Annotated in this window: 26 protein-coding genes; 18 read left to right on the top strand and 8 right to left on the bottom strand. The window is 71.7% G+C overall.

What is annotated here, in order from left to right; all coding sequences use genetic code 11:
• The first annotated feature begins 171 nt into the window (after positions 1-171).
• Positions 172-678 carry a hypothetical protein gene (locus I4I82_RS05350; protein ID WP_372481143.1) on the top strand — a complete coding sequence of 169 codons (507 nt, stop codon included), beginning with the start codon at positions 172-174 and terminating at the stop codon, positions 676-678.
• A 92-nt stretch (positions 679-770) separates the two neighbouring features.
• Here the strand turns inward: I4I82_RS05350 and I4I82_RS05345 are convergent, their stop codons facing one another.
• The 6 genes from I4I82_RS05345 to I4I82_RS05320 form a co-directional block, all read right to left on the bottom strand.
• Complete coding sequence (locus tag I4I82_RS05345) at positions 771-2,054, bottom strand: CoA transferase (RefSeq protein ID WP_218591619.1); 1,284 nt, start codon at positions 2,052-2,054, stop codon at positions 771-773.
• Positions 2,051-2,608 carry a flavin reductase family protein gene (locus I4I82_RS05340; RefSeq protein ID WP_226369888.1) on the bottom strand — a complete coding sequence of 186 codons (558 nt, stop codon included), beginning with the start codon at positions 2,606-2,608 and terminating at the stop codon, positions 2,051-2,053. Before I4I82_RS05340 ends, I4I82_RS05345 begins: the two co-directional genes overlap by 4 nt.
• A gap of 73 nt (positions 2,609-2,681) precedes the next feature.
• Complete coding sequence (locus tag I4I82_RS05335) at positions 2,682-3,320, bottom strand: 3,4-dihydroxy-2-butanone-4-phosphate synthase (RefSeq protein ID WP_218595362.1); 639 nt, start codon at positions 3,318-3,320, stop codon at positions 2,682-2,684.
• Positions 3,321-3,328: 8 nt separating this feature from the next.
• Positions 3,329-4,108, bottom strand: coding sequence for a 3-oxoacyl-ACP reductase FabG (gene fabG, locus I4I82_RS05330; protein WP_226369887.1), 780 nt, complete (start codon positions 4,106-4,108; stop codon positions 3,329-3,331).
• Positions 4,105-4,866 carry a citryl-CoA lyase gene (locus I4I82_RS05325; RefSeq protein WP_218595361.1) on the bottom strand — a complete coding sequence of 254 codons (762 nt, stop codon included), beginning with the start codon at positions 4,864-4,866 and terminating at the stop codon, positions 4,105-4,107. Before I4I82_RS05325 ends, fabG begins: the two co-directional genes overlap by 4 nt.
• Positions 4,863-5,618, bottom strand: a complete 756-nt coding sequence (locus tag I4I82_RS05320; protein WP_218595360.1) for a GntR family transcriptional regulator — start codon at positions 5,616-5,618, stop codon at positions 4,863-4,865. The genes I4I82_RS05325 and I4I82_RS05320 overlap by 4 nt, the downstream gene beginning before the upstream one ends.
• Positions 5,619-5,725: 107 nt before the next feature.
• Between I4I82_RS05320 and I4I82_RS05315 the strand changes: the two genes are divergently transcribed.
• From I4I82_RS05315 to I4I82_RS05305, 3 genes are read left to right on the top strand one after another with little or no spacing between them, the layout of a single operon-like run.
• On the top strand, positions 5,726-7,102 hold the full coding sequence (locus I4I82_RS05315; RefSeq protein ID WP_225920522.1) for an LLM class flavin-dependent oxidoreductase: 1,377 nt from the start codon (positions 5,726-5,728) through the stop codon (positions 7,100-7,102).
• The gene (locus I4I82_RS05310) at positions 7,095-8,315 is read left to right on the top strand and encodes a CaiB/BaiF CoA transferase family protein (RefSeq protein ID WP_218595359.1); all 1,221 of its coding nucleotides are present in this window, start codon (positions 7,095-7,097) and stop codon (positions 8,313-8,315) included. Before I4I82_RS05315 ends, I4I82_RS05310 begins: the two co-directional genes overlap by 8 nt.
• Before the next feature lie 7 nt (positions 8,316-8,322).
• On the top strand, positions 8,323-9,240 hold the full coding sequence (locus tag I4I82_RS05305; protein ID WP_218595358.1) for an HpcH/HpaI aldolase/citrate lyase family protein: 918 nt from the start codon (positions 8,323-8,325) through the stop codon (positions 9,238-9,240).
• Between the two features lie 13 nt (positions 9,241-9,253).
• Here the strand turns inward: I4I82_RS05305 and I4I82_RS05300 are convergent, their stop codons facing one another.
• Positions 9,254-9,967: a GntR family transcriptional regulator gene (locus tag I4I82_RS05300; protein ID WP_218595357.1), complete on the bottom strand. Its 714-nt coding sequence runs from the start codon at positions 9,965-9,967 to the stop codon at positions 9,254-9,256.
• Between the two features lie 144 nt (positions 9,968-10,111).
• Between I4I82_RS05300 and I4I82_RS05295 the strand changes: the two genes are divergently transcribed.
• Complete coding sequence (locus I4I82_RS05295; protein ID WP_218595356.1) at positions 10,112-10,588, top strand: 2,4'-dihydroxyacetophenone dioxygenase family protein; 477 nt, start codon at positions 10,112-10,114, stop codon at positions 10,586-10,588.
• An 8-nt stretch (positions 10,589-10,596) separates the two neighbouring features.
• Here the strand turns inward: I4I82_RS05295 and I4I82_RS05290 are convergent, their stop codons facing one another.
• Positions 10,597-11,349, bottom strand: a complete 753-nt coding sequence (locus I4I82_RS05290; RefSeq protein ID WP_218595355.1) for a GntR family transcriptional regulator — start codon at positions 11,347-11,349, stop codon at positions 10,597-10,599.
• A 74-nt stretch (positions 11,350-11,423) separates the two neighbouring features.
• Here I4I82_RS05290 and I4I82_RS05285 point away from each other — a divergent pair, with 74 nt between their 5' ends.
• The 13 genes from I4I82_RS05285 to I4I82_RS05225 all read left to right on the top strand — a co-directional run bounded on the left by I4I82_RS05285 (position 11,424) and on the right by I4I82_RS05225 (position 25,102).
• Complete coding sequence (locus I4I82_RS05285) at positions 11,424-12,077, top strand: cysteine hydrolase family protein (RefSeq protein ID WP_225920519.1); 654 nt, start codon at positions 11,424-11,426, stop codon at positions 12,075-12,077.
• A 28-nt stretch (positions 12,078-12,105) separates the two neighbouring features.
• Entirely contained in the window at positions 12,106-13,347 is a 1,242-nt protein-coding gene (locus tag I4I82_RS05280) for an FAD binding domain-containing protein (protein WP_218595353.1), read from the top strand.
• A gap of 99 nt (positions 13,348-13,446) precedes the next feature.
• Complete coding sequence (locus I4I82_RS05275) at positions 13,447-14,226, top strand: FadR/GntR family transcriptional regulator (protein WP_218595352.1); 780 nt, start codon at positions 13,447-13,449, stop codon at positions 14,224-14,226.
• A gap of 146 nt (positions 14,227-14,372) precedes the next feature.
• Complete coding sequence (locus I4I82_RS05270) at positions 14,373-15,041, top strand: SDR family NAD(P)-dependent oxidoreductase (RefSeq protein WP_218595351.1); 669 nt, start codon at positions 14,373-14,375, stop codon at positions 15,039-15,041.
• Complete coding sequence (locus I4I82_RS05265; protein WP_218595350.1) at positions 15,038-16,213, top strand: acyl-CoA dehydrogenase family protein; 1,176 nt, start codon at positions 15,038-15,040, stop codon at positions 16,211-16,213. The genes I4I82_RS05270 and I4I82_RS05265 overlap by 4 nt, the downstream gene beginning before the upstream one ends.
• Entirely contained in the window at positions 16,210-17,385 is a 1,176-nt protein-coding gene (locus I4I82_RS05260; protein ID WP_218595349.1) for an acyl-CoA dehydrogenase family protein, read from the top strand. The genes I4I82_RS05265 and I4I82_RS05260 overlap by 4 nt, the downstream gene beginning before the upstream one ends.
• Before the next feature lie 27 nt (positions 17,386-17,412).
• Complete coding sequence (locus tag I4I82_RS05255) at positions 17,413-19,395, top strand: AMP-binding protein (RefSeq protein ID WP_218595348.1); 1,983 nt, start codon at positions 17,413-17,415, stop codon at positions 19,393-19,395.
• Entirely contained in the window at positions 19,392-19,883 is a 492-nt protein-coding gene (locus I4I82_RS05250; RefSeq protein ID WP_218595347.1) for a nuclear transport factor 2 family protein, read from the top strand. Before I4I82_RS05255 ends, I4I82_RS05250 begins: the two co-directional genes overlap by 4 nt.
• Before the next feature lie 5 nt (positions 19,884-19,888).
• Positions 19,889-20,689, top strand: coding sequence for an enoyl-CoA hydratase-related protein (locus I4I82_RS05245; protein WP_218595346.1), 801 nt, complete (start codon positions 19,889-19,891; stop codon positions 20,687-20,689).
• Positions 20,689-22,131 (top strand): CapA family protein, encoded by a 1,443-nt coding sequence (locus I4I82_RS05240; RefSeq protein WP_218595345.1) that lies wholly within the window; start codon positions 20,689-20,691, stop codon positions 22,129-22,131. Before I4I82_RS05245 ends, I4I82_RS05240 begins: the two co-directional genes overlap by 1 nt.
• Before the next feature lie 49 nt (positions 22,132-22,180).
• A complete protein-coding gene (locus I4I82_RS05235; protein ID WP_218595344.1) occupies positions 22,181-22,984 on the top strand; it encodes a phytanoyl-CoA dioxygenase family protein in 804 nt (267 codons plus the stop codon).
• Between the two features lies 1 nt (position 22,985).
• Entirely contained in the window at positions 22,986-24,164 is a 1,179-nt protein-coding gene (locus I4I82_RS05230; RefSeq protein WP_218595343.1) for a CaiB/BaiF CoA transferase family protein, read from the top strand.
• A complete protein-coding gene (locus I4I82_RS05225) occupies positions 24,161-25,102 on the top strand; it encodes a FadR/GntR family transcriptional regulator (protein WP_308112767.1) in 942 nt (313 codons plus the stop codon). Before I4I82_RS05230 ends, I4I82_RS05225 begins: the two co-directional genes overlap by 4 nt.
• Positions 25,103-25,164: the final 62 nt, after the last annotated feature.

Here is a 25,164-nt window from a genome sequence, read left to right as displayed (position 1 = left end):
GCTCCTGATACATTCAGGGACACCGGTGACGGCCCGCGGAGTCACGGCACCGTCGTCACCGACCTCCGGACCCTCAGCTCGCCAGCGGAAGGCGCAACAAGAATGTTCGTCACACCTCACCTGCATGCAGCGGATGAACCCGAGCACGTCCGCAGCCCGGCCGCGACGTACGTGTCGATCCAGGGATCCGGTTCACCCGGGACCGAGGAGTTCTACCGGAAGAAGGCCCTCATCGGCGACATCGCCCGCCAGGTCGACGGGGGCGAGGAACCGGTCATCGAGATCCGGTACTGGTACCCGGCGGGGTCGATCCCGGTGGAGATCGCCGACTTCTACTCCGTCAACCCCGTTCCGTCGCTGCTCTACCGCGTTCTCGCCGTCGTTCCCGACGACACCTCGCCCGACGACGTGGCGGCGGCGCGCACTCGCGCAGCCAGCAGCTCGGACCGCAGCGAGGACCGCATCGAGCTGCACACCACGGCCGAGCAGGAGGTCGTGCAGGTCCTGCACCGCGGCCCGTTCGCGGAGGAGTTCGCCACGCTCGGACGACTGGGGTCCTTCGCCCGGGAGCTGGGCCTTCGCCGCAGCGGCGCCCACCACGAGATCCACCTCGACGGCTTCACGCGCGACACCCCGCAGGACGCTCTGCGCACGATCCTGCGCGATCCCGTGGCCTGACTCCGAAGCGGGGGACGTACGCGATGAGGGGGTCCAGGCCGGATGGCGAATGGGGAATGCGGCCTGGCCGTGGAGCACGGGTGTCAGCCGTATCAGTGACCTTCCGCACGAGCTCGCCCGGCGCTGATGACACGACGTTCCAGCAGATCGGCGAGCTCGCCGTCGGACAACCCCAGTCCCGACAGCACCGGGAGCGTGTCTTCGCCCAGTACGGGCGCCCGGTCGGGCTTGCGGTCCATCCCGGCCAGTGTCACCGGCAGCCCGGGTGCGAGATGCGGGCCCACACCCGGCTGATCGATGAGGTGCATCATCGGATTGGCGGCGATCCCGGCCGGCCCCGTCGCACCGGGTTCGGCTGCGGCATCACCGACGAGCTCCGAGAACGTGCTGTACGTGGACCACAGCAGTGACGTTCCCTGCAGCGCCGCTTCCACCGCAGCCAGGTCGTTGCGGGCGAACCACCTCGAGAACAGCCCGGCGAGCACCTCGCGGTACTCGAACCGGTCCTCCTCGTTCGAGAAGTCGGTACCCAGGCTCGTCTCCAGGGCGCTGATCACGTCGACGAGGTCGGTCGCGGTCAACAGGTCGGCCCAGTGGCGGGCGGTCAGGGCTACGACCATGACGCGACGGCCGTCCTTCGTGGCGAAGTCCCGCGCGAAGCCGCCGTAGAGGTAGTTGCCGTACCGCTTGCGGACGATCCGTCCGACCTGCGCCTCGGCGAGGAAGCCGAGGTTGCCCGCCGCGGCGAGGGCGACGTCGTAGAGCGCGACGCTCATGCGCTGCCCGACACCGGTGATCCGCCGGCGACGGTCGGCCGCGAGGATTCCCAGGGCTGCGTAGAGCCCGCACGCGATGTCCCATGCGGGCAGGACGTGGTTCACCGGATCCGCGTGCCCTTCGGGGCCGGTGACCATCGGGAAGCCGACGGCCGCGTTCACGGTGTAGTCGACGGCCGGTGTCCCGTCGTGGTGGCCTTCGATCTGGACGTGGATGAGGTCGCGCCGATGGGCGGCGAGCGCCTCGTAGCGCAGCCAGTCGCGTCCGACCGCGTTGGTGAGCACGATCCCTCCGCCGGGCCCGGATCCGGCCACCAGCCGGGCCACCAGCTCGCGCCCCTCGGCGGACCGGAAGTCGACGGAGACCGACTTCTTCCCCTTGTTGAGGCCCGCCCAGTACAACGACGTGCCGGACGGTGCGAGGGGCCATCTGTGGTGGTCGGGTGCGCCGCCGAGCGGATCGATCCGGATGACGTCGGCGCCGAGCTGCGCGAGTGTCATCCCGCCGAGAGGGGCGGCGACGAAGGACGAGATCTCGACGACCCGCATCCCGGCGAGGGGGAGGTCGACGACGGGATCATCCGGGCCGTCGGTGGTCATTCGGCTCCTCCTCTTCTCAGCGCTGCTGCTCCGGTCGGTCTCACAGCGTCGTGCAGGCGGCGATAGGCACCGCGGTAGTAGAGGAGCGGTCCGGCGTCGTCCCGGGCGCGCATGCCGAGCACCCGGGCCACCACGAGGATGTGGTCGCCCGCCGCGATCTCGGCGTCGACGGCGCAGTCCAGAACTGCCAGGGAGTCTGCCAGAACAGGACTCCCGGTGATGGAGCTCGGACTCCAGTCCACGCCTGTCCACCGGTCCGCCCCGCGAGCCGCGAAGTGCGAGCTCAGCAGCTCCTGGTCGGTGCCGAGCACGTTCACGACGAAACCGTCCGCCTCGCGGAGAACCGGGTAGGTCGTCGACGAACGGCTGACGCAGAAGGAGACGAGGGGAGGGTCGAGGGAGACGCTGAAGAAGGACTGGCACGTCATCCCCACGGGTTCGCCGTCGACGCTCGCGGTCAGGATCGTGATGCCGGAGCAGAAGCTGCCGAGGACCCTGCGGAACTCGCGGCCGTCCTGGCCGGGATCGACCTGGTGATGGGCGTGCGCACGCACCGTCCGGGCGCGGGTGAGCTCATCGGGTGACACGGGTCGTGATGACATCGGTGGCCTCCGGACGGGCAGTTGGTCAGAACCGCGGCATCGCGAGTGCTGCGCGGCAGGTCGGACAGCGATCGGTGCACGACGGCGTCAGGGCCCGTCGGTCGATGACCCGCAGCCCGAGCGTGCCGGCCAGAGACACGGCGGCAGGAGTGTCGAGGAGCTCGGCCCGGGCATCGACGAGCTCGGCGAGCACGCCGACCTCGGGCAGCCCGGCCAGGCCCAGCAGACCCACCGCCGATTCGGCGCGTCCCGACCCCGTGCCGCCCGCGATGAGCGGGATGACGTGCCCAGGTCGGACGAGGTCCTCGGGCACCGCCCCGGGGTCGGCGAGGACGCGGAGGGTCCGCGTCCGGTCGGCAGCGCTGATACCGGTCGTGATCCCGGCTGCGGCGTCGACCGTCACAGCAGGAACCGACTGATGGCTCTCCCCGTCGGCGGTCATCGGCGGCAGTCGGAGGGCGCGGGCCCGACCGGGCGGCATCGGTGCGCACAGCAGCCCGGACGTGTGCCGGACGATCCAGGCGATGGTTGCCGGATCGGCGGCCGCAGCAGGCAGCAGCACGTCCGCCGGGAGCCGATCGCCGCCGATGAGGATGACCGGGTTCCCGGCGCGGACCGCCTGAAGGCCCGTGTGCAGAGCGTCCTGGAGCGACGGCGGCGTCACGAGGTCGATCACATCGACCGCCCCCCGTGGACCTCGAGGACGGTTCCCGTCACATAGCTGGACAGGTCACTGGCGAGGAACAGGACCGCGTCGGCGATCTCCGCTGGTTCACCGGCGCGCCCGAGAGGAACCTCGGACACCTTCTGCCTCCACACCTCCGGGGTCAGTGCCTCGGTCATGGGCGTGCGCACCAGCCCCGGCTGCACGACGTTGACCCGGATCGCGTGCCGGGCGACCTCCCGTGCCGCCGCCTTCGCCAACCCGACCATGCCGGCCTTCGCCGCGCTGTAGTTGGTCTGGCCGAAGACGCCGGTCTTCCCCGAGGTCGAGGAGATCATCACGATGCTCCCGCCGCCGCCCTCGCGCATGGCAGCCGCAGCGGCGCGTGTGCCGAGCCAGGCTCCCTGCAGGTGGACGTCGACGACGGCGCGGAACTGGTCGAGCGACATCTTCGGCAGTGAGGCGTCCCGGGTGATGCCGGCGTTGTTGACGAGGACGTGCAGACCGCCGTAGGTCTCGACGGCGTGGTCCACCATCGTCTGCACGCGGCGCTCGTCGGTGACATCCACCTCGACCGCCGTCGCGGTGCCTCCCGACTCGGTGATGTCGTCGGCGGCGAGGGCGGCTGCGGCCCCGTCGAGGTCGGCGACGACCACGGCGGCACCGTGCGAGCTCAGCGTCCGCGCGATCGCGAGGCCGATCCCCGATGCCGCGCCGGTGACGACGGCGGTGCGTCCGGCCAGCAGAGGTCCGGCCGACGAGACGGTGGTGGGGCGGGTGGCGGTCACGATCCCGCCTCGACGGAGGTGGGGTTCTTCCGCAGCGCGTCCCACAGGCCCTGCGCGGACGGGGCCCGTTGCTCGTCGAGCAGCTGGCCGACCAGCCCGGCGGCGCGAGCGATGATCGCCAGGCCCCGACCGAAGGTCGGCGGGTGGCCCATGTCGGACACGATGGCACCGGTGATCCCGGCGGCGTTGACCGGCAGCCACGGCCCGCCGGCCTCCTGCAGCGCCGTCGGGATCTGCATCAGGGTGTCCACGTGCGCGCCGCGGAGGCCCCCGCGCTCGGCGAGTGCGAGGAGTGCCGGGGTGCGTGGGTCGCCCTGCTTGTGCTCGGGATGACCGAGGCCCGGGATCGGGGTCCGAGCCTGACGAGCGGCGGTGACGATCGCGCGGGCTCGCTCGGAGGGGGTCGCGTCCGACCCGGCGGCGACCTCCCGCTGCAGCAGTCGCGCGGTCTCCTCCATCGTGCCGAGGTAGTGCGTCCCCGCACCGCACAGGCCGGCGGAGACAGCTGCCTGGAAGGACTCCGGCGCACCGAGCAGGGTGAGGCGCGCCGCGATCGAGCTGGGCGTCACGCCGTGGTCGGCGAACGTCACGAGGATCGCGTCGATCATGGTCGACTCCCCGGGTGACGGCGCTGCGCCACCGGTCAGCATCAGGCTGACGACGTCGGCGAAGCGCCACTTCCCGATCAGCTCGTCGACGAGGTCGTGCCCGGCCACGATGATCGTGTCCGGTGTCGCCGGTTGGTGCTGCGTGGTCACGCGGTTCCTCCCAGGGTCGGGCCGGGCGGGGTGCCCGGCGCGTCGTCGTGCGGCGTCAGCCGGGACCGGAGCAGCCCCGCGGCACCGTCGAAGTGGCGTTCGGTGGCCGAGCGAGCGGCCGGGCCGTCCCGGCGGAACAGGGCGCGCACGATGTCCTGGTGCTCGGCCAGGGAGCACGGCACGTGCTCGGGGAAGAGGTCGAAGAAGCTGCGGGGGATCATCCGGCCGACGTCGACGAGCAGAGCCGCGAGACGGGGGGACGCGCAGGCGCGGTTGATCTCGGCGTGGAACCGCCAGTTCTGCTCGGCCAGGTCGCCGCCGTCGGCGGCCGCGCGAGCGGTCGCCGACTCGAGGTCGGCGATGCGGCCGAGCTGCTCGGCGCTGGCGCGCTCTGCCGCCCACTCCGCCGCGATGCCCGCCAGGCGGGCCATCAGCGTGAACGAGTCGAGAATCTCGCGCTGCCCGATGCCGAGCACGTGCACGCCGCTGCGGGGGGTGACCCGGACCAGTCCTTCGCCCATCAGGGCGAGGCACGCCTCCCTGACCGGGGTCCGGCTCGTGCCGCACTCCGCCGCGACGAGGTCGAGGTCGATGCGGTCCCCGGCTCTCCGGTCGCCCATCAGAATCTCGTCGCGCAGGCGCTGGGTGATGCGCCCCCGGGTCGTCTCCGCCGGCCGGAGGTCCGGAGCGCCGACGACCCACGGGCCCTCCAGCCCCTCCGCGGGGCCGGCCCGCTGACCGTGGGGATCCATCCGCACCTCCGTCGTCGTAGGCACGGGTTGACCCGGCCGCGTTCGAGGTTCAATATATCAGGCATCAACCTGATACGTCACGCCTCGCAGCGTGGAGAGGAGCTCCCATGACGAGGGATCGCGGTCAGATGACGCTGGTCGCCTTCATGCAGGCGTCGAACGTGTCCGTCTACTCCGGATCCTGGAGGTACCCGAGCGCCGCTCCGGACTTCCTGGACCTGCGCTACTACCAGCGCATCGCCAGGGTCCTCGAGGAGGGGACGTTCGACCTGATGTTCTTCGACGACCGCCTGGCCATGCCCTCGATCTACGGGGGTTCCCCGGACGAGGCGGTCCGGTACGGAGCACGCCCGGTCAAGCTCGATCTGATGGCGGTGCTCGGAGCGGCGGCCGCGGCCACGTCGCACCTGGGTCTCGGAGCGACCTACTCGACGACGTACTACCCCCCGTTCCACGTGGCTCGCAGCTTCGCGACGCTGGACCACCTCAGCGGCGGCCGGGCGGCGTGGAACGTGGTCACCTCCGTCAACGACGCGGAGGCGCGCAACTTCGGCGTCGACCAGCACCTCGGTCACGACGCGCGCTACGACCGGGCGGAAGAGTTCATCGACGTCGTCACGCGGCTGTGGGACTCGTGGGAGGACGACGCCCTGGTCATGGACCGGGAGTCGGGCATCTTCGCCGACCCCGAGAAGGTGCACGAGCTCGCCCACGCAGGCGCGTACTTCGACGTGCAGGGACCGCTCACGGTGCCCCGGCCGCCGCAGGGCAGGCCGCCGATCATCCAGGCCGGCCAGTCGGGGCGGGGGATGGCCTTCGCCGCGAGGTGGGCCGACCTGATCTTCACGGCGGACCCCAGCCGTGAGATCGCCCTGGAGCACTACCGTGCTCAGAAGCAGCTGGTGGCGGAGGAGGGGCGTGACCCGCAGGCCGTCCGTGTGCTGCCCATGGCGTACACGGTCGTGGGGGAGACCGAGGCCATCGCGCGGGAGAAGGAGGAGATCTTCCTCGATCGCCTGGTCCACCCGACGGCGTCGCTGGCACTGCTGTCCGAGGTCACCAACCACGACTTCTCCGGGCACGCCCTCGACGACGTGGTCACCGACGAGCTGATCGACTCCGTGTCGGGTATCCGCGGACTCGTGCAGGGTGTGCGACGCCATGTGGGGGCGCAGCAGCTGACCCTGCGCACCCTCGCCAACCACCGGGCGACGCTGCTGCAGGGACCGCGGTTCGTCGGCACCGGGGCCCAGGTCGCCGACCAGATGGAGGAGTGGTTCCGCTCGGAGGCCTGCGACGGCTTCGTGCTGGCGGCCACCCACTTCCCCGGTGCCTTCGAGGACGTGGTCAGGATGGTGGTTCCGGAGCTGCGCCGGCGTGGGGTCTTCCGGGACGAGTACACGGGGACGACCCTGCGGGAGCACCTCGGGCTGGACCGCCCGACCAGCGTCTTCGCCCGGAGCGAGGTGGGGGTCGATGCCTGAGCAGGACGCGGCACCGCCGCCCAGCACCATGCTGCGGGGGGTGCGGGTGCTCGACATGGCCTCGCTCGCGGCCGCGCCGCTCGCTGCCACCTACCTCGGCGAGTTCGGCGCCGACGTGATCAAGATCGAGCAACCGCAGGGCGGTGACCCGATCCGGGGGTGGGGTGCACAGCGCAACGGCGTCGGCCTGATGTGGAAGAGCGTCAGCCGCAACAAGCGGTCCGTGACGGTCGACCTGCGGCGGGCCGAGGGTCAGGCCCTGGTGCGGCGCATGGCGATGCGCTGCGACGTGGTCGTCGCGAACGCCCGGCCGCAGACGCTGCGGCGGTGGGGCCTGGACTTCACGCACCTGCGGCAGCTCAACCCGCAGCTGGTGATGTTGCACGTGACCGGCTTCGGGCTGAGCGGTCCCAAGGCGGAACGCCCCGGGTTCGGCACCCTCGGTGAGGCCATGAGCGGGTTCGCGCACGTCACCGGGGAGGCGGACGGCCCACCGACCCTGCCGCCGTTCATGCTCGCCGACGGCGTCGCGTCGCTGAACGCCGCCTACGCGGTCATGGTGGCGCTCTACCACCGCGACGTGCACGACGGTGGTGGGCAGCTGATCGACGTCAACCTGATCGACCCGCTGGCCAGGCTCCTGGAGCAGTCGTTGCTGACCTACGACCAGACCGGCGCCGTCCCGGCGAGGGCGGGCAACCGGTGGGACATCTCGGCCCCCCGCAACACCTACCGCACCAAGGACGGCCGGTGGCTCGCGATGTCGGGCAGCGCGCCGACGGTCGCGATGCGGGTGTTCCGGGCGATCGGCCGCGCCGACCTCGTCGAGGATCCGGACTTCTCCGATGCCCAGCGCAGGCTGGCCCGGGCACCCGAGGTGGACCAGGTGGTGGCCGAGTGGGTCGCCGGGCGGACGCTGGCCGATGCCATGGCCGTCTTCGAGCGCGAGGAGATCGCGGCCGCGCCGGTGTACGACGTCTCGGACCTGCTGGAGGACGACCAGATGCGGGCCCGTGCAGTGTTCCGCCGGATGGCGGACCCCGACCTCGGAGAGATGACCGTGCAGACGCCCGTCCCGAGGTTCTCCGGCCACGCCGGCATCCTCGACACGCTCGGTCCCGCCCTCGGCGCGCACACCGCGGAGGTCCTCGCCGAGCTCGCGGACGTGTCCGAGTCCGAGCTGGCGGCGTTGCGAGCAGCCGATGTCGTCTGACGCGCTGATGGACGCTCCGCTCCGCCGGTCCGAACTGGCGACCCCCGCCACCAACGACCGCATGTTCGCGAAGGCCGCGGCATCGGGCGCCGACCTCGTGTTCCTCGACCTCGAGGACGCGGTGGCGCCGGCTCAGCGTGAGGTGGCCCGGGGCAAGGCCGTGCGGGCGCTGACCGAACTCGACTGGGGCGCGACCACACGGGCGATCCGCATGAACGGGGTCGGCACCCGCTGGGCGTACGGCGATGTCATCGAGGTCGTCACGGGCGCGCGGGAGAGCCTGGACACGATCATCGTCCCGAAGGTGACGGCAGCCCGCGACGTGTGGTGGGTGGACGTGCTGCTGACCCAGCTCGAGGAGACGCTCGGCCTCACCGAGCGGATACGCCTGGAGGTGCTCATCGAGGACGTCGCCGGCGTGGCGCACGCCGAGGAGATCGCCACGGCGAGCGACCGCCTCGACGCGCTGATCTTCGGGGCCGGTGACCTGTCGGTCTCCCAGCGGGCGAGGGTCGACACCAACTTCCGCCCGCGTGATGCCTACCCCGGGGACTTCTGGCACTTCGCGCGCATGCAGGTGCTCACGGCAGCGCGGGTGGGAGGTGTCCTCGCCCTGGACGCGCCGTACCCGGACTACCGGGACGCCGCCGGCTACGAGGAGGACGCACGGTGCAGCGCGTCACTCGGGTTCGACGGGAAATGGGCCATCCACCCGTCGCAGGTCGACGTCGCCAACCGCGTGTACGCGCCCACGACCGAGGAGGTCGCCCGAGCTCGCCGGAACCTCGACGCCTACGCGGTGGCGCAGGCGGACGGTCTGGGAGCGACAGGGGTTGACGGACAGCTGGTGGACGCGGCGCACGTCAAGCTCGCCCAGGAGGTGCTCGAGCGGGTCGCCGCCATCGAGCGGCGAGCTGCACGGTGATGGGTTCCTGCGGTCAGCCCGGCGAGGGCGGGCACGCGCCGCTCTCCACCGGCGTGGCGGCCCCGACCCGCGCGAGGAGCAGGCGGCCCGCGTTCAGCAGGTGCGCCTCCGCGGTACGACGGGCCCGGTCCGGGTCGGCGACGGCGAGCGCGTCGACGATCTCGTCGTGCTCCCGCAGCGAGCACTCCACCTGCTCCGGCACCAGTGAGAAGAACCCGGACGGCACGATGCGCCCGCTCTGGCGCAACAGGGCCAGCACCCGCACGGAACCGCTCGCGCGGTGCACCGCGCGGTGGAACCGGAAGTTGGCGCTCTCCAGATCCGGACCGCCGTCTCCCGCGAGCCGGCGCACCTCGGCCGCGAGCTCCCGCACCCGATCCAGCTCCTCGCCCGTGCGACGTTCGGCGGCCCACGCGGTGGCGGTTCCGGACAGCACGGCCATGATCGCGAAGTTGTCCTCGACGTCGCGACGCGTCAGGCCGACGACCGTCACGCCGCTGCGTGGGGCGACCGTGAGGAGTCCTTCGTGCTCCAGCGCGAGGCACGCCTCGCGCACCGGTGTCCTCGAGGTTCCGAGCTGTGCCGCCGCCTCGTCGAGGTCGATCCGGGTGCCGGCTGCGAGCTCGCCGCGCACGATGGCGTTGCGGAGCACGTCGGCGACCCGGTCGCGGGCGGTTGTGCCCAGGCGCAGGCGCCGCGCGCCGGTCGGTCCCGCTGGCACAGGCACCCGTACCTCCCGGTCCCGTTCAGTGGACGAATGCGTGCACCGTATATCAGGTCGAGCAGCGTTCATCTACGCGAGCGCCGGCGACTTGTTCGCGCCCACAAGCCGATCTAGTATATCTGGCATCAGAACAACAGGAGAGTAGCTATGACTGCCGCGTCCGAGATCGAGACCCTGCACATCAACGCCGACGACATCGACTGGTTCGACCTGTCCGAGATGGGTGATCTGTCGCCCATCATGAACGGCCGGGCCGAGGTCAAGCGCATCTGGGAGATCCCCGAGCAGAACCGGGTGTTCTCGCTGTTCCGGATGTGGCCCGGCCTGGTGTCGAACCGCCATCTGCACCTCGGTGCGGTCACCGGTCTCACCGTGAGCGGCACCTGGCACTACCTGGAGTACGACTGGACCGCGGGCCCGGGCTCCTTCATCTACGAGCCGGCCGGCTCGATCCACACGCTGGAGGTCCTGGGTGACGAGCCCGTCATCGCCTACTTCGACCTGACCGGCAACGTCGTGAACTTCGGCGCGGACGGCACGATCCTCGACGCGAAGACCGACGAGGACCGCCGTGCGGCGGAGGAGGCGGACCGGATCTGGCGCGAGGAGCTGGCTCGACGCTGATCGTCGAGTCAGAGCGGACGAGTGGTCGCTGCCCGTGCGACCAGTGCGTGGACCGACGCGTCGTCGTCGACCTCCGGATCCCAGAACCCCCTGGCCTGGAGTACGTCCACGAGTACTTCGCCCGCCTGCCGCACGTGCTCGGACGCTGCACGCGCCGCGGCGTCGGAGTACCCGGCCGACACCGCCGTCACGATGACGGCGTGCGCCTCGACCGCCCGGGCGCCCCAGCCCGGCACCTGCCCGTAGAGGGCGTCCGGGATGAACCGCAGCGCCGTTCGCAGCATGAACAGCAGACGCGGTGCCGATGCCGCGAGGTTCAGGGCGCGGTGCAGCCGGAGGTTCGCGGTGTCGGTGGCGACGGGGTCCTCGGCGCGGACGGCGGCGCTGTGTTCGGCCTCCGCCGTGTGCAGCTCGGCGACCAGGTCGTCGTCCCGGTGCAGGCACGCGCGGCGGGTGAGCTCACCCGACAGGGTCGCCAGTTGCCAGTAGACGTCGCGGACGTCGTCGGCGCCGATGCGGGCGACGGTGAAGGACCGGTTGGGGGACGCCTCCAGCAGTCCCTGCGCAGTGAGCGTGACCAGCGCTTCGCGGACCGGCGTGATGCTGACCTGGAGCAGGTCCGCGAGCTTGTTCTGGGTCATCCGCCAGCCCGGGGAGAGCTCTCCGGCCAGGATCATCTGGCGCAGGATGCCGGCGACCTCATCGGCGAGGGTCCGTTGCCGGAGTCTCGGGTAGCGCGGTCCGGCCTCGGGTGCGGTCACGCCCACATCATCGACCATCGCCCTTCCGGGCACGTCGCAATGCACGTAGTCAGAGACCGAGGAGTGGACGGCGCATGAGCGCAGGACGGATCGACGACGGTGGCGCGGGGGAGCGGGCGGGTGGTGCGTGCCTGCTCCTGATGGACCTGCAGGAGGGTCTGTGTCGCGCGGACGGCAGGGTCGGAGGACCTGCACTCACCGCGGAGGTGGAGCGGCGTGGCGTTCTCACCCACGCCGCCTCCGCCCTTGCGCGGTGCCGGGATGCCAGGCTGCCGGTACTGCACGCGAGGGTCGCCTTCGATGCGGGGTACACCCGTCTCACCAGTGGTTCGGCCGCGTTCGGTGCCTTCCGTGAGCGTCGGCTGATGCTCGCGGACTCCGCCGAGGCGGCGATAGTCGGTGAGGTCGCGCCTCTGCCGGACGAGCCGGTCGTGGACAAGGGCTGCGTCAATCCCTTCGTCGGCACCCGCCTCCTGTCCCTGCTGCTCGCGCGGCGGGTGGACCACCTGCTGCTCGGCGGGGTCGCCACCAACCACGTCGTGGAGGGCACCGCCCGCCACGCGTCCGATCTCGGGTACCGCGTCACGGTCCTCGAGGACCTCTGCGCGAGCCGGAGCCCGGAGCTGCACGACTTCTCGATCACTTCCATCCTGCCGTCCTACGCCGAGGTGCGCCCCCACGTCGATGCTCTCGACGACCTCCTCGGCGCCGGGGCGGCAGACCGATGACATCGACGTCCGAGGAGGACCCGTGGTGTTGAGCGGATTCAGGACCGCCGTGGTCGGCGGCAGCATCGCGGGCTGCGCAGCCGCGATCGCACTGCGCCGAGCCGGAAGCGCGGTGACGGTGTTCGAACGGTCCGCAGGCGAGCTGCGCGACCGCGGGTCGGGCGTCGCGGTGCCGTCGGCGCTGGTCGACGAGCTGGTGCGGGAGGGCTACCTGCCGCCGGAGTACCCGACGTGCGCTCTGGAGCGCCGCTGGTGGTATCACGTCGACGGGACCGCGCAGGGGCGCATCGTCTGGGACCAACCGGGAGCGGCGCGCCTGAACAACTGGGGTGTCCTGTTCCGCAACCTGCGCGCCGGCGTCGACGACACCGACTACCGCGATGGCGCGACCGTGCTCGGGTTCAGCAGCGCCGGCGATGGCGTCGAGGTACGGACGGTGACCGGGGTGGAGCACTTCGACGGTCTGGTCGGAGCGGACGGGTACCGCTCTGCCGTCCGTGCGGACATGCACCCCGGCACAGCTCCCCTCTACTCGGGCTACGTGCTGTGGCGCGGGAACTACGACGAGGAGCGGGTGGGGGACAGCGCTGCACTGGACCGGCTCGACAGCGGCCGCGCCGCCGCGATGATCGCCTTCCCGGGAGGGCACGGCAACCTCTACCTGATCCCGAACTTCGACGGACGCACGGACCGAGGACACCGCAGGCTCACCTGGAACATCTACGCCCCGCCGCCGTCGGGCCAGGACTTCACTGCTGCGCGTTCCGTGGCGCCGGGCGAGATCGACGACGCGATGTACGCAGACTTCCTCGCGCTCCTCGACGAGCACTACCCGCCCGACCTCGCGGCGCTCGTGCGGCTCAGCACGAGGGACGAGATCAGCCTCCAGCCGATCTACGACCTGACGATCCCGTCCTACTCACGAGGAGGCGCCGTCGTGATCGGCGACGCGGCAGCGCTCACCCGCCCGCACACCGGCAGCGGCGCCACCAAGGCGCTCATGGACGCCGTCGCTCTCGAACGGGCGGCTCGCTCGGCCACGTCGTGGGGACAGGCCGGCACGGCCTACGACGAGGCTCGCCGTGCTGCGAGCAACGACGTGGTCGAACTCGGGCGACGCATCGGTGAGGCGCAGGTGACCCACACCCCGGACTGGCTCGCGATGACACCGGAGGACTACGAGCGTTGGGCAGAGGACACGCTGGCGGGCAGGCGCCTCTACTTCTGGGGATCCGATGAGGACGCGCCCGTCGGGTCGCGACAGCCGTAACGGCAGCACCCGCCCCACGAGCCACGGCTATAGTCGGCCGCGCGCCGGAGCCGCGACAGGGACAGGCCCGCGCCGGATCGTGGCGCGGGGGGTCCCGGCATGACATCGCGTTCCGACGACACTGCGCACAACCGTCCCGGGCTCGGTCCCGCCCGCCGCCCGCGCGCCGCCGACGCCGTCAGCGCGCTGTTGCGCCGCAGGATCCTGACCGAGATGCAGGACGGTGAACGGCTGCCGCCCGAGGCCGTCCTGATGGAGCAGTACGGCATCGCCAGGCAGTCCTTGCGCGACGCGTTCCGGGTGCTCGAGACGGAGGGTCTGCTGACCGTGCGCCGCGGGGTGCAGGGCGGAGCTGTGGTCCACCGGCCGGACGGCACGGTCGCGGCGCGCAACGCGGCGCTGTTCCTGGAGGCGCAGGGCGTGACCCTGATGGACGTCTACCAGGCCCGGGCGATGATCGAACCGCCGTGCGCCGCGATCCTCGCGCGCCGATCGGAGCAGGAGGACGTGGACGCGCTGCGTGCGGCGGTCCTCACCGGAGACGACGCCGGAGATCCGGTCGCGGCGATCCGCGCGCACATGGAGTTCCACCGCCTGGTGATCCACCTCGCGGGGAACCAGACCGTGGCGCTGCTCACCGACCTGGTCCGCCGGATCATCGAGGTGGGCAGCGAGGACCAGGTGGCCGGAGACCCCTCCAGCCACGAGACCGCGCGCGCTCTGCGGGCCGGACACCTCACGCACCTGCGGCTCATCGAGCTCATCGAGCGCGGGGACGTCTCGGGTGCGGAAGACCTGTGGATGCGCCACGTCGAGGGGTCGGAGGACTACCTCGTCCGCGGCGCAGGCAGCAAGACCGTGCTCGACGTCCTGGGCTGAGCCGACCCCGGGAAGCGGCTTGCGGCCATTGACGGCGGTTACATACCAATGATTAGGTAGTTGGGTCCGGCGTTCCTGGACACAGGCAGGCACGGACGGGCGAGTTCGACCATCGGTCGAGGACAGAACGGAAGCGGGTGGCAGCGATGCTCGACGATCGAGTGGTCGTCGTGACGGGAGCCGCGACCGGTGCGGGGCGGGACGTCGCGCGAGCGGCCGCTGCCCGAGGCGCCGAGGTCGTGCTCCAGTACGACCCCGCACCTCACGGGGCGGCCGGTCCGTCGGACGGGCGCGCGGCCACGACGGTCACGACCGACCTGACGGGAGCCGGAGCAGCTGAGGCTCTCATCGACCGTGTGCTCGAGCGCCACGGCCGTGTCGACTGCCTCGTGAACGGCGCCGGCCTGCGGTACGGGCGGCCGGTCCTCCGCTGGTCCGAGGACGGCCGCTTGGTCGACGTGCACGCCGTGTCCGCTCGCGCGGCCTCGGCGGCAGCGGTAGCGGCATCGGCGACCACGCTGGTGCACCTCGTGCCCCTCGCGGCCGTGCTCGACGCGGCCGGCGGTGTGGTGCGCGAGGACGGCGTCCTCGCGCACTCCGCCTCGTTCGTCCGGGACGTGCCGTGGCTGCGATCGGACTGCGTCGCGGCGTCGGACTGGACGGGTGGCCGACCGGCCGCGGCGCACAGCGCCTGGTTGGGCGAGGTGGTGGTGGACCTGCTGCGCAGCGGTCCGGGCAGGCGGACCGGTCAGGTCCTCGCTCCCGCTCTGGGCCTCCGCGCCGGGCGTGCGACTTCCTCCGCGGTGCCCGCATGACCGCCCTCGGGGCACTGCCTGCCGACGACGTCTCCGGTATCGAGGACCTCGCCGACGTGGTGCGTTCGGTCGTGCCCCGCGACGTGGTCCGGGCCAGGGCGGACGGGGCGCTCGACCGTGACCTGTGGCGGCGCTTCGGCGAGCTGGGATGGCTCGGGCTCACCGTCCCGGAGGTCGACGGCGGCGCCGGGGGCGACGAACGCGCGGCGGCAGCGGTCGCCCGCGAACTCGGCGCAGCGGGGCGCGCCGAGCCCTTCGCCGCCTCGGGCGTCATCGTGCCCGCGTGCCTCGCCGGTGCGACGGGTCCCGCGTCCCGCGAACTGCTCGAACGGGCGATGGCCGGCGACGTGCTGGTCTCGCCCGCGTGGCAGGACGAGCGCGGCGGGCTCGCCCAGGACGTCTCGTCGATCGCGATCGACCGGCTCCCGGTGACGGCGAGGCCGGCCGGCGACCATCTGGTCCTCTCCGGTCGTGCTCACTGGGTCCCCACCGCCGCGGCGGACGTGTTCCTCGTCGCGGCCCTCGCCGGGGCGGAACCGGTACTCGCCCAGGTCGACCGCGGCGCTCCCGGCCTCCGGCACGAGCCGCTCCGGATGGCCGACGGGTCCAGCGCGGCGACGCTGCACTTCGACGACCTGCTGCTCCCCGCTGAGTCGGTGCTGAGCCGGGGGGACGACGTGGTGACCGTGCTCGCTGCCGCCGTCGACGCAGGTGTCGTCGTCACCGCCGCCGAGCTGCTCGGCGCCACGGGACGGATGCTCGAACTCACGCTCGACTACCTCCGGGACCGACGCCAGTTCGGCAGGCAGATCGGCAGCTTCCAGGCGCTCCAGCACAAGGCCGTCGACATGTGGGTCCAGCTGCAGCTCAGCGAGTTCGCCGTCGACGACGCCCTGCGGACCCGCGCGACGCCCGGCGTCGGGCCGGCCGCCAGGACGCTCGCGGCGAGCAGCGCCAAGGCGAGGACCTCCGCCGCGGCCCTCGCAGTGGGTGCGGCCGCGATCCAGCTCCACGGGGCGATCGGCTTCACCGAGGAGTACGAGCTGGCGCACCACGTGAACCGTGCGCTCGTTCTGGCCTCCTGGCTGGGCAATGCATCGGCGCACGCGCGCCGCTACGGACACCTGACCCCGTCGGGGACCGCCGGGGTCGGATCGGAGGACGGGCGATGACCGGTTTCGGTGTCGGCCAGGAGCGCGACTGGTCCGCGCTCGACGACGAGGAGTTCCGGGCCCTGGTCCGCACCGACTTCGAAGCGCACTACCCCGGCCACCTGCGCTACCCCTCGCGCAGACTGCTGTGGGACGAACAGCGGGCGTGGTACGAGCGGATGTCGGCGAAGGGGTGGATCGCACCGGGCTGGCCGACCGGGTTCGGCGGGATGGGGCTGGACCCGGCCAAGCTCTTGATCTTCCTGGACGAGCAGGAGCGCCACGGCATCGCCCGGTTCCAGGACCACGGCATCCGGATGATCGGGCCTGCGCTGATCCGCTACGGCTCGCCGGAGCAGCAGGAGCGCTTCCTGCCTCCGATCCTGCGCTGCGAGCACCGCTACTGCCAGGGCTACTCCGAACCGGAGGCGGGATCGGATCTGGCGAGCCTGCGCACGACCGCCCACCTCGTCGACGACGAGTGGGTCGTGTCCGGCACGAAGATCTGGACCACGATGGCCTACGACGTCACGCACATGTTCCTGCTCGCGCGCACCGGGGCAGCCGGAGCGCCGCAGGCGCAGATCAGCTTCTTCCTCCTCGACCTCGCCTCGCCCGGGGTCGTCATCCGCCGCATCCGTGACATGGCGGGGGAGGAGGAGCTCTGCGAAGTCTTCCTCGACGAGGTCCGGATCCCGCGGGGCAACCTCGTGGGCGAGGTGGACCGCGGCTGGTCGGTGGCGAAGTCGGTGCTCGGGTTCGAGCGGATCCACGTCGGCAGCCCTCAGCTGCCCGAGTCCGGCCTCCAGGTCCTCGCCCGCGTCGCGGCGGCACGCGGGGTCGTCGACTCCCCGGAGTTCGCCGACCGCTTCGCCGCGCTCCGGCTCGACGTCGCCCACCTCGGCATGGCCTACGCGGGTTACGTCCGGCGCCTGGTGGACGGCCACGAGCTGGGGCCCGATGTGTCGATGCTCAAGCTGTGGGCGACGGAGACCTTCCAACGCATCGCCGATCTCGTCGTCGAGATCGCCGGGCCCGCGGGCGGCGTCGCATCACCGGTCGACCTGGGCGGGCGGAACCTCGAGATCCTCGGCCCCTACTACCGCGCGCGGCCGAGCACCATCTACGGCGGATCGAGCGAGGTGCAGCGCAACATCATCGCCAAGCACGTCCTCGGCCTGCCCACGGCCTGAGCGCCCTCCCGAAAGGACACCGATCCGATGAACGACGTCGAGTCCCCCGAGGCGTACGTGTGGCAACCCGGCCCGGACTACCTCGGCGACTCGCCCATGGCGCGGGTCGTCCGTCGGATGGGCGCCCGGACGCCGGAGGACCTGTACGAGATCAGCATCGCCGAACCCGAGAGGTACTGGTCGGCGACCATGGCGGAGCTCGACATCCGCTGGTCCGTCCCGTACCGCGAGTTCGTCGACCTCTCGAACGGCCCGGAGTGGCCGCGCTGGTTCGTCGGGGGCCGGATGAACATCGTCGACAGCGCGCTGACCAAGTGGGCCGACACCCGGGCCGACGCGGACGCACTGGTGTGCAACGACGAGGTCGGCCGCTCCCGCACGGTGGCGTTCGGCGTGCTGGCCGACATGGTCGGTGCAGCTGCCGCGTCGTTCCGGGCGCGCGGCGTCGTTCCGGGCGAGCGCGTCGCCATCTTCGCGCCGATGTGCGTGGAGACCGCTGTCGCCTACCTCGGGGCACTGGCGGTGGGCGCCGTCGTCGTGCCGCTCTTCTCCGGGTACGGCTCCGGGCCGGTCCGCACACGGCTGCGCGACAGCGAGGCGTCCGTGCTCGTCACCGCGGACGGGTTCCACCGCCGCGGTCGCCTGGTGCCGATGAAGGACATCGCCGACGTCGCCGTGGCAGGAGCGCCGACGGTCGGGACGGTGGTCGTGATCGGGCACGCCGGCGTCGAGACGACCGGGCAGCAGGTCGCGGGGCGGGACGTCGGCTGGGACCGCTTCATGGCCGACGGGGCCGGTGGCGACGCGTCGATCCTCCCGATGGACCCGAACGACCCCGCACTGATCATCTACACGTCCGGGACGACCGGCCGGCCGAAGGGCACGGTCCACTACCACGCGGGTGTCGGGCTCAAGATGGCCGCCGATCTCACCCAGCTCACCGATCTCGACGTGGGGTGCGTGTCGATCCACTGGAGCGACTTCGGGTGGATCGTCGGGCCCGGCCTCCTGCTGGCCAACCTGATCGCGGGCGCAACCTCGGTCGTGTTCAGCGGCGCCCCGGACCACCCGGGTCCGGAGCAGGTGTGGCGGCTGGTCGAGGAGTCCCGGGCGACGCACCTGTGGCTGCCTCCCACCCTCGTCCGACGACTGCGGTCCACCACGGCGTCGGTGCTGCCCGACTTCGACCTGAGCAGTCTCAAGGTCCTCTGCTCGACCGGAGAGGCCTGGGACGCCGAGACCTACCGCTGGTACTCCTCCGCGGTCGGCGGCGACCGGCTGCCGATCAGCAACTACGCCGGCGGCACCGAGATCGCGGGCGGCATCCTCGGCTGCGTCCTGTCGCGCCCGATCAGGGCGGGAAGCTTCAACACCGCGGTCCCCGGCATGGCTGCGGCCGTCGTCGACGAGGACGGGAACCCGGTGACGGGCCGCGTGGGCGAGCTCGCCGTCGCGAAGCCGTTCGTCGGGATGACCCAGGGGTTCTGGGGCGCACCGGAGCGCTACATCGAGACCTACTGGTCGCAGATCCCGGGGCTGTGGGTGCACGGCGACTGGGCCGAGCGCGACGCCGACGGGTACTGGTACATCCGCGGGCGGTCCGACGACACCATCAAGGTCTCGGGCAAGCGGATCGGCCCGGGAGAGATCGAGTCGGCGGCCACGGCGCACCCCGGGGTCGTGGAAGCGGCGGCCGTCGGGGTGCCCGACCCGAGCAGGGGCTCGGCCGTCGTCCTGTTCGTCGTGCCGGACGGTGGCGCAGCCACCGTGTCGGGCGACGCCGTGGGGGAGTCGTTGCGGGCCGTCCTGGAACCGTCGTCGGTGCCGGTGGCCGTGCACGTCGTACCCGACCTGCCGCACACGCGCACCGGGAAGCTCATGCGGCGGGTGGTGCGGGCGGTCTACCTTGGCCTGGACCCGGGCGACCTGTCCGGACTCGAGGATCCCGGCACGATCGAGCGGATCGCCCTCGCCGTCGCGGCGGACGCACGCGCAGGTGCCTCCCGATGAGCGCGACGGACCCCCGGCTGGCCGCCGAGATCGCCGGCCGCGTGCACGCTCTGTGGTACGACATCGACCACCACGCAGGACGCGACGCCACCGCGTTCTTCACCCCCGACGCCCGGCTCACGTTCGACCGCCGGACCATGACGGGCCACACCCAGATCCGCGCCGCCTACGACGAGATCGCCACCGACGCCGAGCGGATCTCCCGGCACCTGAGCGGCAACCTGCACGTCGTCGGGAACGACGAGGAGGTCACCGCCACCTCCGTCGTGCAGTACTACAGCGCTCCGGGTCCACCGCCTGCAGTCGTCAGCGGGCCGGTCATGGTGGGCGACGTGCGCGACCGCTGGTGCCGCATCGACGGCACCTGGCTCCTCGCGGAGCGGAGCGTGATCTTCCTGTTCGTGGCGCCGGACGCGGCGTTCCCCGTCGACACCGGTACGGACCCGACCTCCCACCCCACGACCCCCCGACCCCACACAGCGAGGTGATGGCGATGGACACCCACGACTTCGAGGACGTCGTCTACGAGGTGCACGGCCCGACCGCGGTCGTCACGATCAACCGACCGGCCCGGTACAACGCGTTCCGCGGCCGCACGATCGACGAGCTGATCGCGGCGTTCCGCCTCGCATGGGCCGACACCGCGGTGCTCAGCGTGATCTTGACCGGCGCGGGCGAGAAGGCCTTCTGCACCGGCGGTGACGTGAAGCAGCGCGCCGAGACCGGGGACTACGGCCCGACGGCGAGCGGGATGTTCGAGGTGGACTACTTCCACCGCCTCATCCGGGACATCCCGAAGCCGGTGATCGCCGCGGTCAACGGGCTCGCGATCGGGGGCGGGCACGTGTTCCACGTCCTGTGCGACCTCAGCATCGCCAGTGAGACCGCCCGCTTCGGTCAGGCCGGCCCACGGGTCGGGTCCTTCGACGCAGGGTTCGGGACCACGTACCTGGCCCGGATCGTCGGCGAGAAGCGGGCGCGTGAGATCTGGTACCTGTGCAGGCAGTACGACGCCGCCACGGCCGAGCGGTGGGGCCTGGTCAACGCGGTGGTGCCCGCGGACGACCTGATGGCGGAGGCCCACCGCTGGGCCGAGGACATCGCCCGGATGAGCCCGACCGCGATCAAGTTCCTCAAGCACTCGTTCAACACCGACACCGAACACCAGGCGGGGCTCGCCAACGTCGCTTCGGCCGCGCTGAGCCTCTACGCCACGAGCGACGAGGGACTGGAGGGCGCTCACGCTTTCGCCGAGAAGCGTGCTCCCGACTTCGCCCGTCACGTGAGGCGGTGATGGGCACGACCACCATCGCGCTCACCGGCAACACGTTCATCGCGCAGTCGGTCCGACGCAACGCCCATCCCCGGTTCCTGCAGACCGTGGACCTGTTGCGGGCCGCCGACGTCACGCTGGCGAACCTGGAGTGCACCATCCCCGATCCGGACACGCCGCCCGCGTTCGTCGCGGGCCACGGGTGGGCGGCGACGTACATGGCCGGCACACCGGACATGCTGGACGACCTGCGCTTCATGGGCATCGATGCCGTCTGTGCGGCGAACAACCACGTCTCCGACTTCGGCGATGCGGGTGTGCTGTCCACCGTGCAGGCGCTGCGCGCCGCCGGGCTGCCGTTCACCGGGATCGGCGCCAGCCTGACCGAGGCGACGCAGCCCGGCTACATCGACACCCCCGCCGGCTTGCGGGTGGCCTTCGTCGCCGCATGCGACTGGGGTCCACGCGGTGCACTGGGCCTGGGGTTCCCCTGGCCGATGGGAGTACTGGCCTCCGACGAGCAACCCCCCTTCCGCTCGCGCCCCGGGCTCAACCTCCTGCGCTACTCCGCGGTCGCACACGTGACCCGCGCGCAGCTGGAGAACCTGCGGACCATGAGCCGCGAGCTGGGCTGGGAGCAGGACAAGACCTACCGGCGGCTGGGGTTCTGGCGCAGCCACCCGCTCGTGGGGTCCGCGAGCAACCTCGACGTCGAACAGGACACCGAGGACCAGGTGTGGTTCCTCGGACGCAAGTTCGTGGTGGACGACGCACCCGGGCAGCACACCGAGCCGTGCGCCGAGGACCTCGACCGACTGTTCAAGGCCGTCCGCGAGGCTCGCAGGCAGGCCGACATCGTGCTCGTCGGCCTGCACGACCAGAGCCACGGTGAGGACGGCGTGCACGGGTACGTCTCGGCGTTCTCCCACGGGGCCATCGACGCGGGCGCAGACGTCTTCTTCAACAACGGCGCCTCCTTCGGCGGGGTGGAGATCTATCGCGACAAGCCGATCCTGCACGGCCTGCCCGGGCTGTTCCTGCAGACCGAGGCCGTGCGCGAGATCCCCCTCTCCCAACGGCTGCGCTACGGGCTGGACGCGGACAGCACGGCCGCGGACTACCTCGACATCCGGTCCCGGCGCGCCCGGCAGGCCTTCGCGGAGGGCGGGCCGCTGGGTGCGCGGCTGCAGGGGGCCGGAGGCTCGGCGGTCCACCTGTGCGTCTTCGACGACCTGGCCCGGCTGCGCGAGATCCGCGTGCAACCGGTCGAGCCACTGGGAGGAACCCAGTTCAGTGACGACGCGGCCACGCCGACACCGCGCTTCCGCAAGCAGCTCCCGCTGCTCGCCGAACGCGGGTCCGATGTGGAGGAACGCGTGCTGGCGCATGCAGCGGGCGAGTCGGCCGCCCTGGGCACCGAGACCACGGTCGAGGACGGCCAGCTGGTCATCCGCTTCGCATGAGCCCATCGACCGCCCCTTCGCACCACCGAGACCCACGAGGAGACACGTCATGCCTAACGACGTCGCAGAGGTCGACCTGAGCGGCATCCGCTCGCTCGCCCCTGAGGAGATCGACCACTTCCGTACGCACGGCTGGGCCAAGCTCGAGCAGGTCATCCCGCGACGGCTCACCGACCAGCTCCTGGTCATCGCCAAGGAGAACATGGGAGCCGACGCCGAGGACCCCCGCTTCAACAGCCGCGGTTCGCGCTACTCCGCGTGGCCGCGCGCGGCCCGGGAACACCCGTGGCTGCGGACGGTGTCGCAGTCCCGGGAGATCGGCTCGATCCCGACCAGCCTGACGGGCGGACGGGCGCTCCGCTGGTACACCGACATCTTCATGGCCAAGCGGCCCGCCCAGGACGGCGGCTCCCGTACTCCGTGGCACCAGGACCTCCCGCACCAGCCGTTCGACCGGGGAGGTGCCCTGACCCTGTGGATCCCGCTCGTCGACTGCCCGGCGGAGCGCGGCAGCATGCGCTTCCTCAGCGGGTCGGTCGCCGCAGGTCCGCTCGGCCGTTTCGGCCTGCGCAAGGACGGGATCGACATCGTCGACTTCTACCCCGACGTCGTGGACCGCTACCCGATCTCGCCGGCCATCGACCTGCAGGTCGGCGACGTCACGGTGCACGACTTCCTCACCGTGCACTCCGCCCGGGACAACATCACCGACACCACCCGCTGGGTGTACGCCGTGACCTTCTTCCCGGCCGAGACGCTCTACAACGGGGCGGCGTCCAACAACACCCAGGGGATCGACCTCCGACTCGACGAGGAGTTCGACGACGAGATCTTCCCCGTGATCCCGACCTGACGTGCCCGGACCACTGGCCGGCCTGCGGGTGGTCGACCTGACACAGGTGCTCGCCGGCCCGTTCTGCACCATGCTGCTCGCCGACATGGACGCCGACGTCATCAAGGTGGAGCCACCGCACGGCGACGTGGCCCGGCAGTGGGGCCCGCACCTCGACCCACCGGGTGCGTACGGCGGGTACTTCGCGAGCGTGAACCGCAACAAGCGCGGTGTGGTCGCCGACCTGAGCACCACGGCCGGTCGTGACCTCCTGCTCCGCCTCCTGGATACGGCCGACGTGCTGGTCGAGAACTTCCGGGTCGGGGTGATGGACCGGTTCGGCCTCTCCTGGGAGGTGCTGCACGAGCGCTGTCCTGGGCTCGTCTACGCCTCGATCAGAGGGTTCGGCGACCCGCGGACAGGAGCGAGTCCGCACGCCGAACGCCCGGCCTTCGACATCATCGCTCAGGCCATGGGCGGGGTGATGGGGGTGACGGGGGAGGACGCCGCCCACCCGATGAAGGTGGGACCGGGCGTCGGGGACATCTTCCCGGCGGCGCTGGCCGCGGTCGGGATCCTGGCTGCCGTGCGTGAGGCCGAGGCCTCGGGCGTCGGCCGCTACGTGGACGTCGCGCTCTACGACGCGGTGCTCGCGCTCTCGGAGCGGATCGTCCACCAGTACTCGATCACCGGGAGCAGCCCTGTCCCGCAGGGCAACTCCCATCCGCTCCTGTGCCCCTACGGCGTCGTGCGGACGGCGACGGGCGCAGTGGCGATCGCCGCACCGTCGGACCGGCACTGGGCCGCGCTCGCACGGATCGCGGGACGACCGGAGCTCGGCTCCGATCCGCGCTTCGCGACCAACGCCGCACGCCTGGCCCGTACGGTGGAGGTGTACGGCATCGTGGAGGGGTGGAGCCGGCAGCGGTCGAGCGCGGAGGTCGTGCGCGCGCTGGCCGACCACGTCCCCTGTGGCCCCGTGCACTCCGCCGCGGACATCGTCGCCGATCCGCACATCGCGGCCCGGAACATGGTGCTCCCCGTGGAGCACCCGTCCGGAGGAGCGGTGCAGGTCGTCGGGCGGGCGGTGAAGTTCTCCGGTGAGGATGCCGGGCCGCTGCGGCCGGCGCCACTGCTCGGTGAGCACACGGCACTGGTCGTGGCCGAGCTGGGGAGCGGCCGGCGGACGGTGCCGCCGTGACCGGTGCCGATCGGCGGGGTTCGGGACCGGGGCCTCCCGGGCCGGACCTGCGTGGGACACCCCTAAACTGCGTAGCGCAGACGTGGGACGTGCAGGCCGACCGGCTCTCGCTCCCGCCGTCGGGCGGGGGGACGGTGTCGGTGTCGGGTCGTCAGGATCCCCGGTCGGACGGCCGGGGCGCCGTGAAGGCGGAGCAGCTGACCGGACTGCAACCCGTGCGACCGCAACGCGCGGCTGATCTCATCGCCACTCAGCTGCGCCGACGCATCATCACCTCCATGGAGGACGGGACGGCGCTGCCGCCGGAGGCGGTCCTGATGGAGCGCTTCCAGGTCGCGCGCCAGACCCTGCGCGACGCCTTCCGGGTCCTGGAGACCGAGGGGCTCCTCACCGTCCGCAGGGGAGCGCAGGGCGGCGCGATCGTGCACCGCCCGGACGGGAGCGTCGCCGCCCGCAGTGCGGCGCTGGTGCTCGCCTCGCGCGGAGCGAGCCTCGCGGACGTGTACCGGGCCCGAGCCGTTCTCGAGCCGTCCTGCGCCGCGCTGCTGGCCCGCAACCGCCGCGCCGATGACGTGGCCACGCTGCGTGGGGCCTTGGAACAGACCGCCGACACCGATGCGGTGTCGGGCATCCGCGACCTGATGGGGTTCCACCGGCTCGTGGCGCACCTGGCAGGCAACCACACCGTCGCCCTGCTCACCGACCTCGTGCGCCACATCGTCGAGGCCGGGAGCGAGGAGCAGGTCGTCGCCGATCCGCAGAGCTCGGAGACCGAGCGGGCGCAGCGTCTCGGTCACCGCACCCACGTGCGCCTCGTCGACCTCATCGAACAGGGTGACCACGAGGCTGCCCGGGAGCTGTGGCGGCGCCACCTCGAGGAGTCCGAGGACTACCTCATCCGTGGTGCCGGCTCCCGCACCGTTCTCGACCTGCTCTAGGACCACGCTGTACCCAGAACGGCTCTTGACGCGCCAACATACCAATGATTAGGTCTTAGTGG

This window comes from Pseudonocardia oceani (assembly GCF_019263585.2).
GTDB lineage: Bacteria > Actinomycetota > Actinomycetes > Mycobacteriales > Pseudonocardiaceae > Pseudonocardia > Pseudonocardia oceani.
The sequence above is the reverse complement of the archived record's forward strand: the minus strand, read 5'-3'. Positions and strand labels throughout refer to the sequence as shown.

Coding starts and splice junctions, on each gene's coding strand:
- I4I82_RS05245 (WP_218595346.1), top strand. CDS start 19,889: ATGGACACCCACGACTTCGAGGACGTCGTCTACGAGGTGCACGGCCCG.
- I4I82_RS05260 (WP_218595349.1), top strand. CDS start 16,210: ATGACCGGTTTCGGTGTCGGCCAGGAGCGCGACTGGTCCGCGCTCGAC.
- I4I82_RS05310 (WP_218595359.1), top strand. CDS start 7,095: ATGCCTGAGCAGGACGCGGCACCGCCGCCCAGCACCATGCTGCGGGGG.
- I4I82_RS05285 (WP_225920519.1), top strand. CDS start 11,424: ATGAGCGCAGGACGGATCGACGACGGTGGCGCGGGGGAGCGGGCGGGT.
- I4I82_RS05250 (WP_218595347.1), top strand. CDS start 19,392: ATGAGCGCGACGGACCCCCGGCTGGCCGCCGAGATCGCCGGCCGCGTG.
- I4I82_RS05305 (WP_218595358.1), top strand. CDS start 8,323: ATGGACGCTCCGCTCCGCCGGTCCGAACTGGCGACCCCCGCCACCAAC.
- I4I82_RS05320 (WP_218595360.1), bottom strand. CDS start 5,618: ATGGATCCCCACGGTCAGCGGGCCGGCCCCGCGGAGGGGCTGGAGGGC.
- I4I82_RS05255 (WP_218595348.1), top strand. CDS start 17,413: ATGAACGACGTCGAGTCCCCCGAGGCGTACGTGTGGCAACCCGGCCCG.
- I4I82_RS05240 (WP_218595345.1), top strand. CDS start 20,689: ATGGGCACGACCACCATCGCGCTCACCGGCAACACGTTCATCGCGCAG.
- I4I82_RS05270 (WP_218595351.1), top strand. CDS start 14,373: ATGCTCGACGATCGAGTGGTCGTCGTGACGGGAGCCGCGACCGGTGCG.
- I4I82_RS05275 (WP_218595352.1), top strand. CDS start 13,447: ATGACATCGCGTTCCGACGACACTGCGCACAACCGTCCCGGGCTCGGT.
- I4I82_RS05235 (WP_218595344.1), top strand. CDS start 22,181: ATGCCTAACGACGTCGCAGAGGTCGACCTGAGCGGCATCCGCTCGCTC.
- I4I82_RS05345 (WP_218591619.1), bottom strand. CDS start 2,054: ATGACCACCGACGGCCCGGATGATCCCGTCGTCGACCTCCCCCTCGCC.
- I4I82_RS05315 (WP_225920522.1), top strand. CDS start 5,726: ATGACGAGGGATCGCGGTCAGATGACGCTGGTCGCCTTCATGCAGGCG.
- I4I82_RS05265 (WP_218595350.1), top strand. CDS start 15,038: ATGACCGCCCTCGGGGCACTGCCTGCCGACGACGTCTCCGGTATCGAG.
- I4I82_RS05295 (WP_218595356.1), top strand. CDS start 10,112: ATGACTGCCGCGTCCGAGATCGAGACCCTGCACATCAACGCCGACGAC.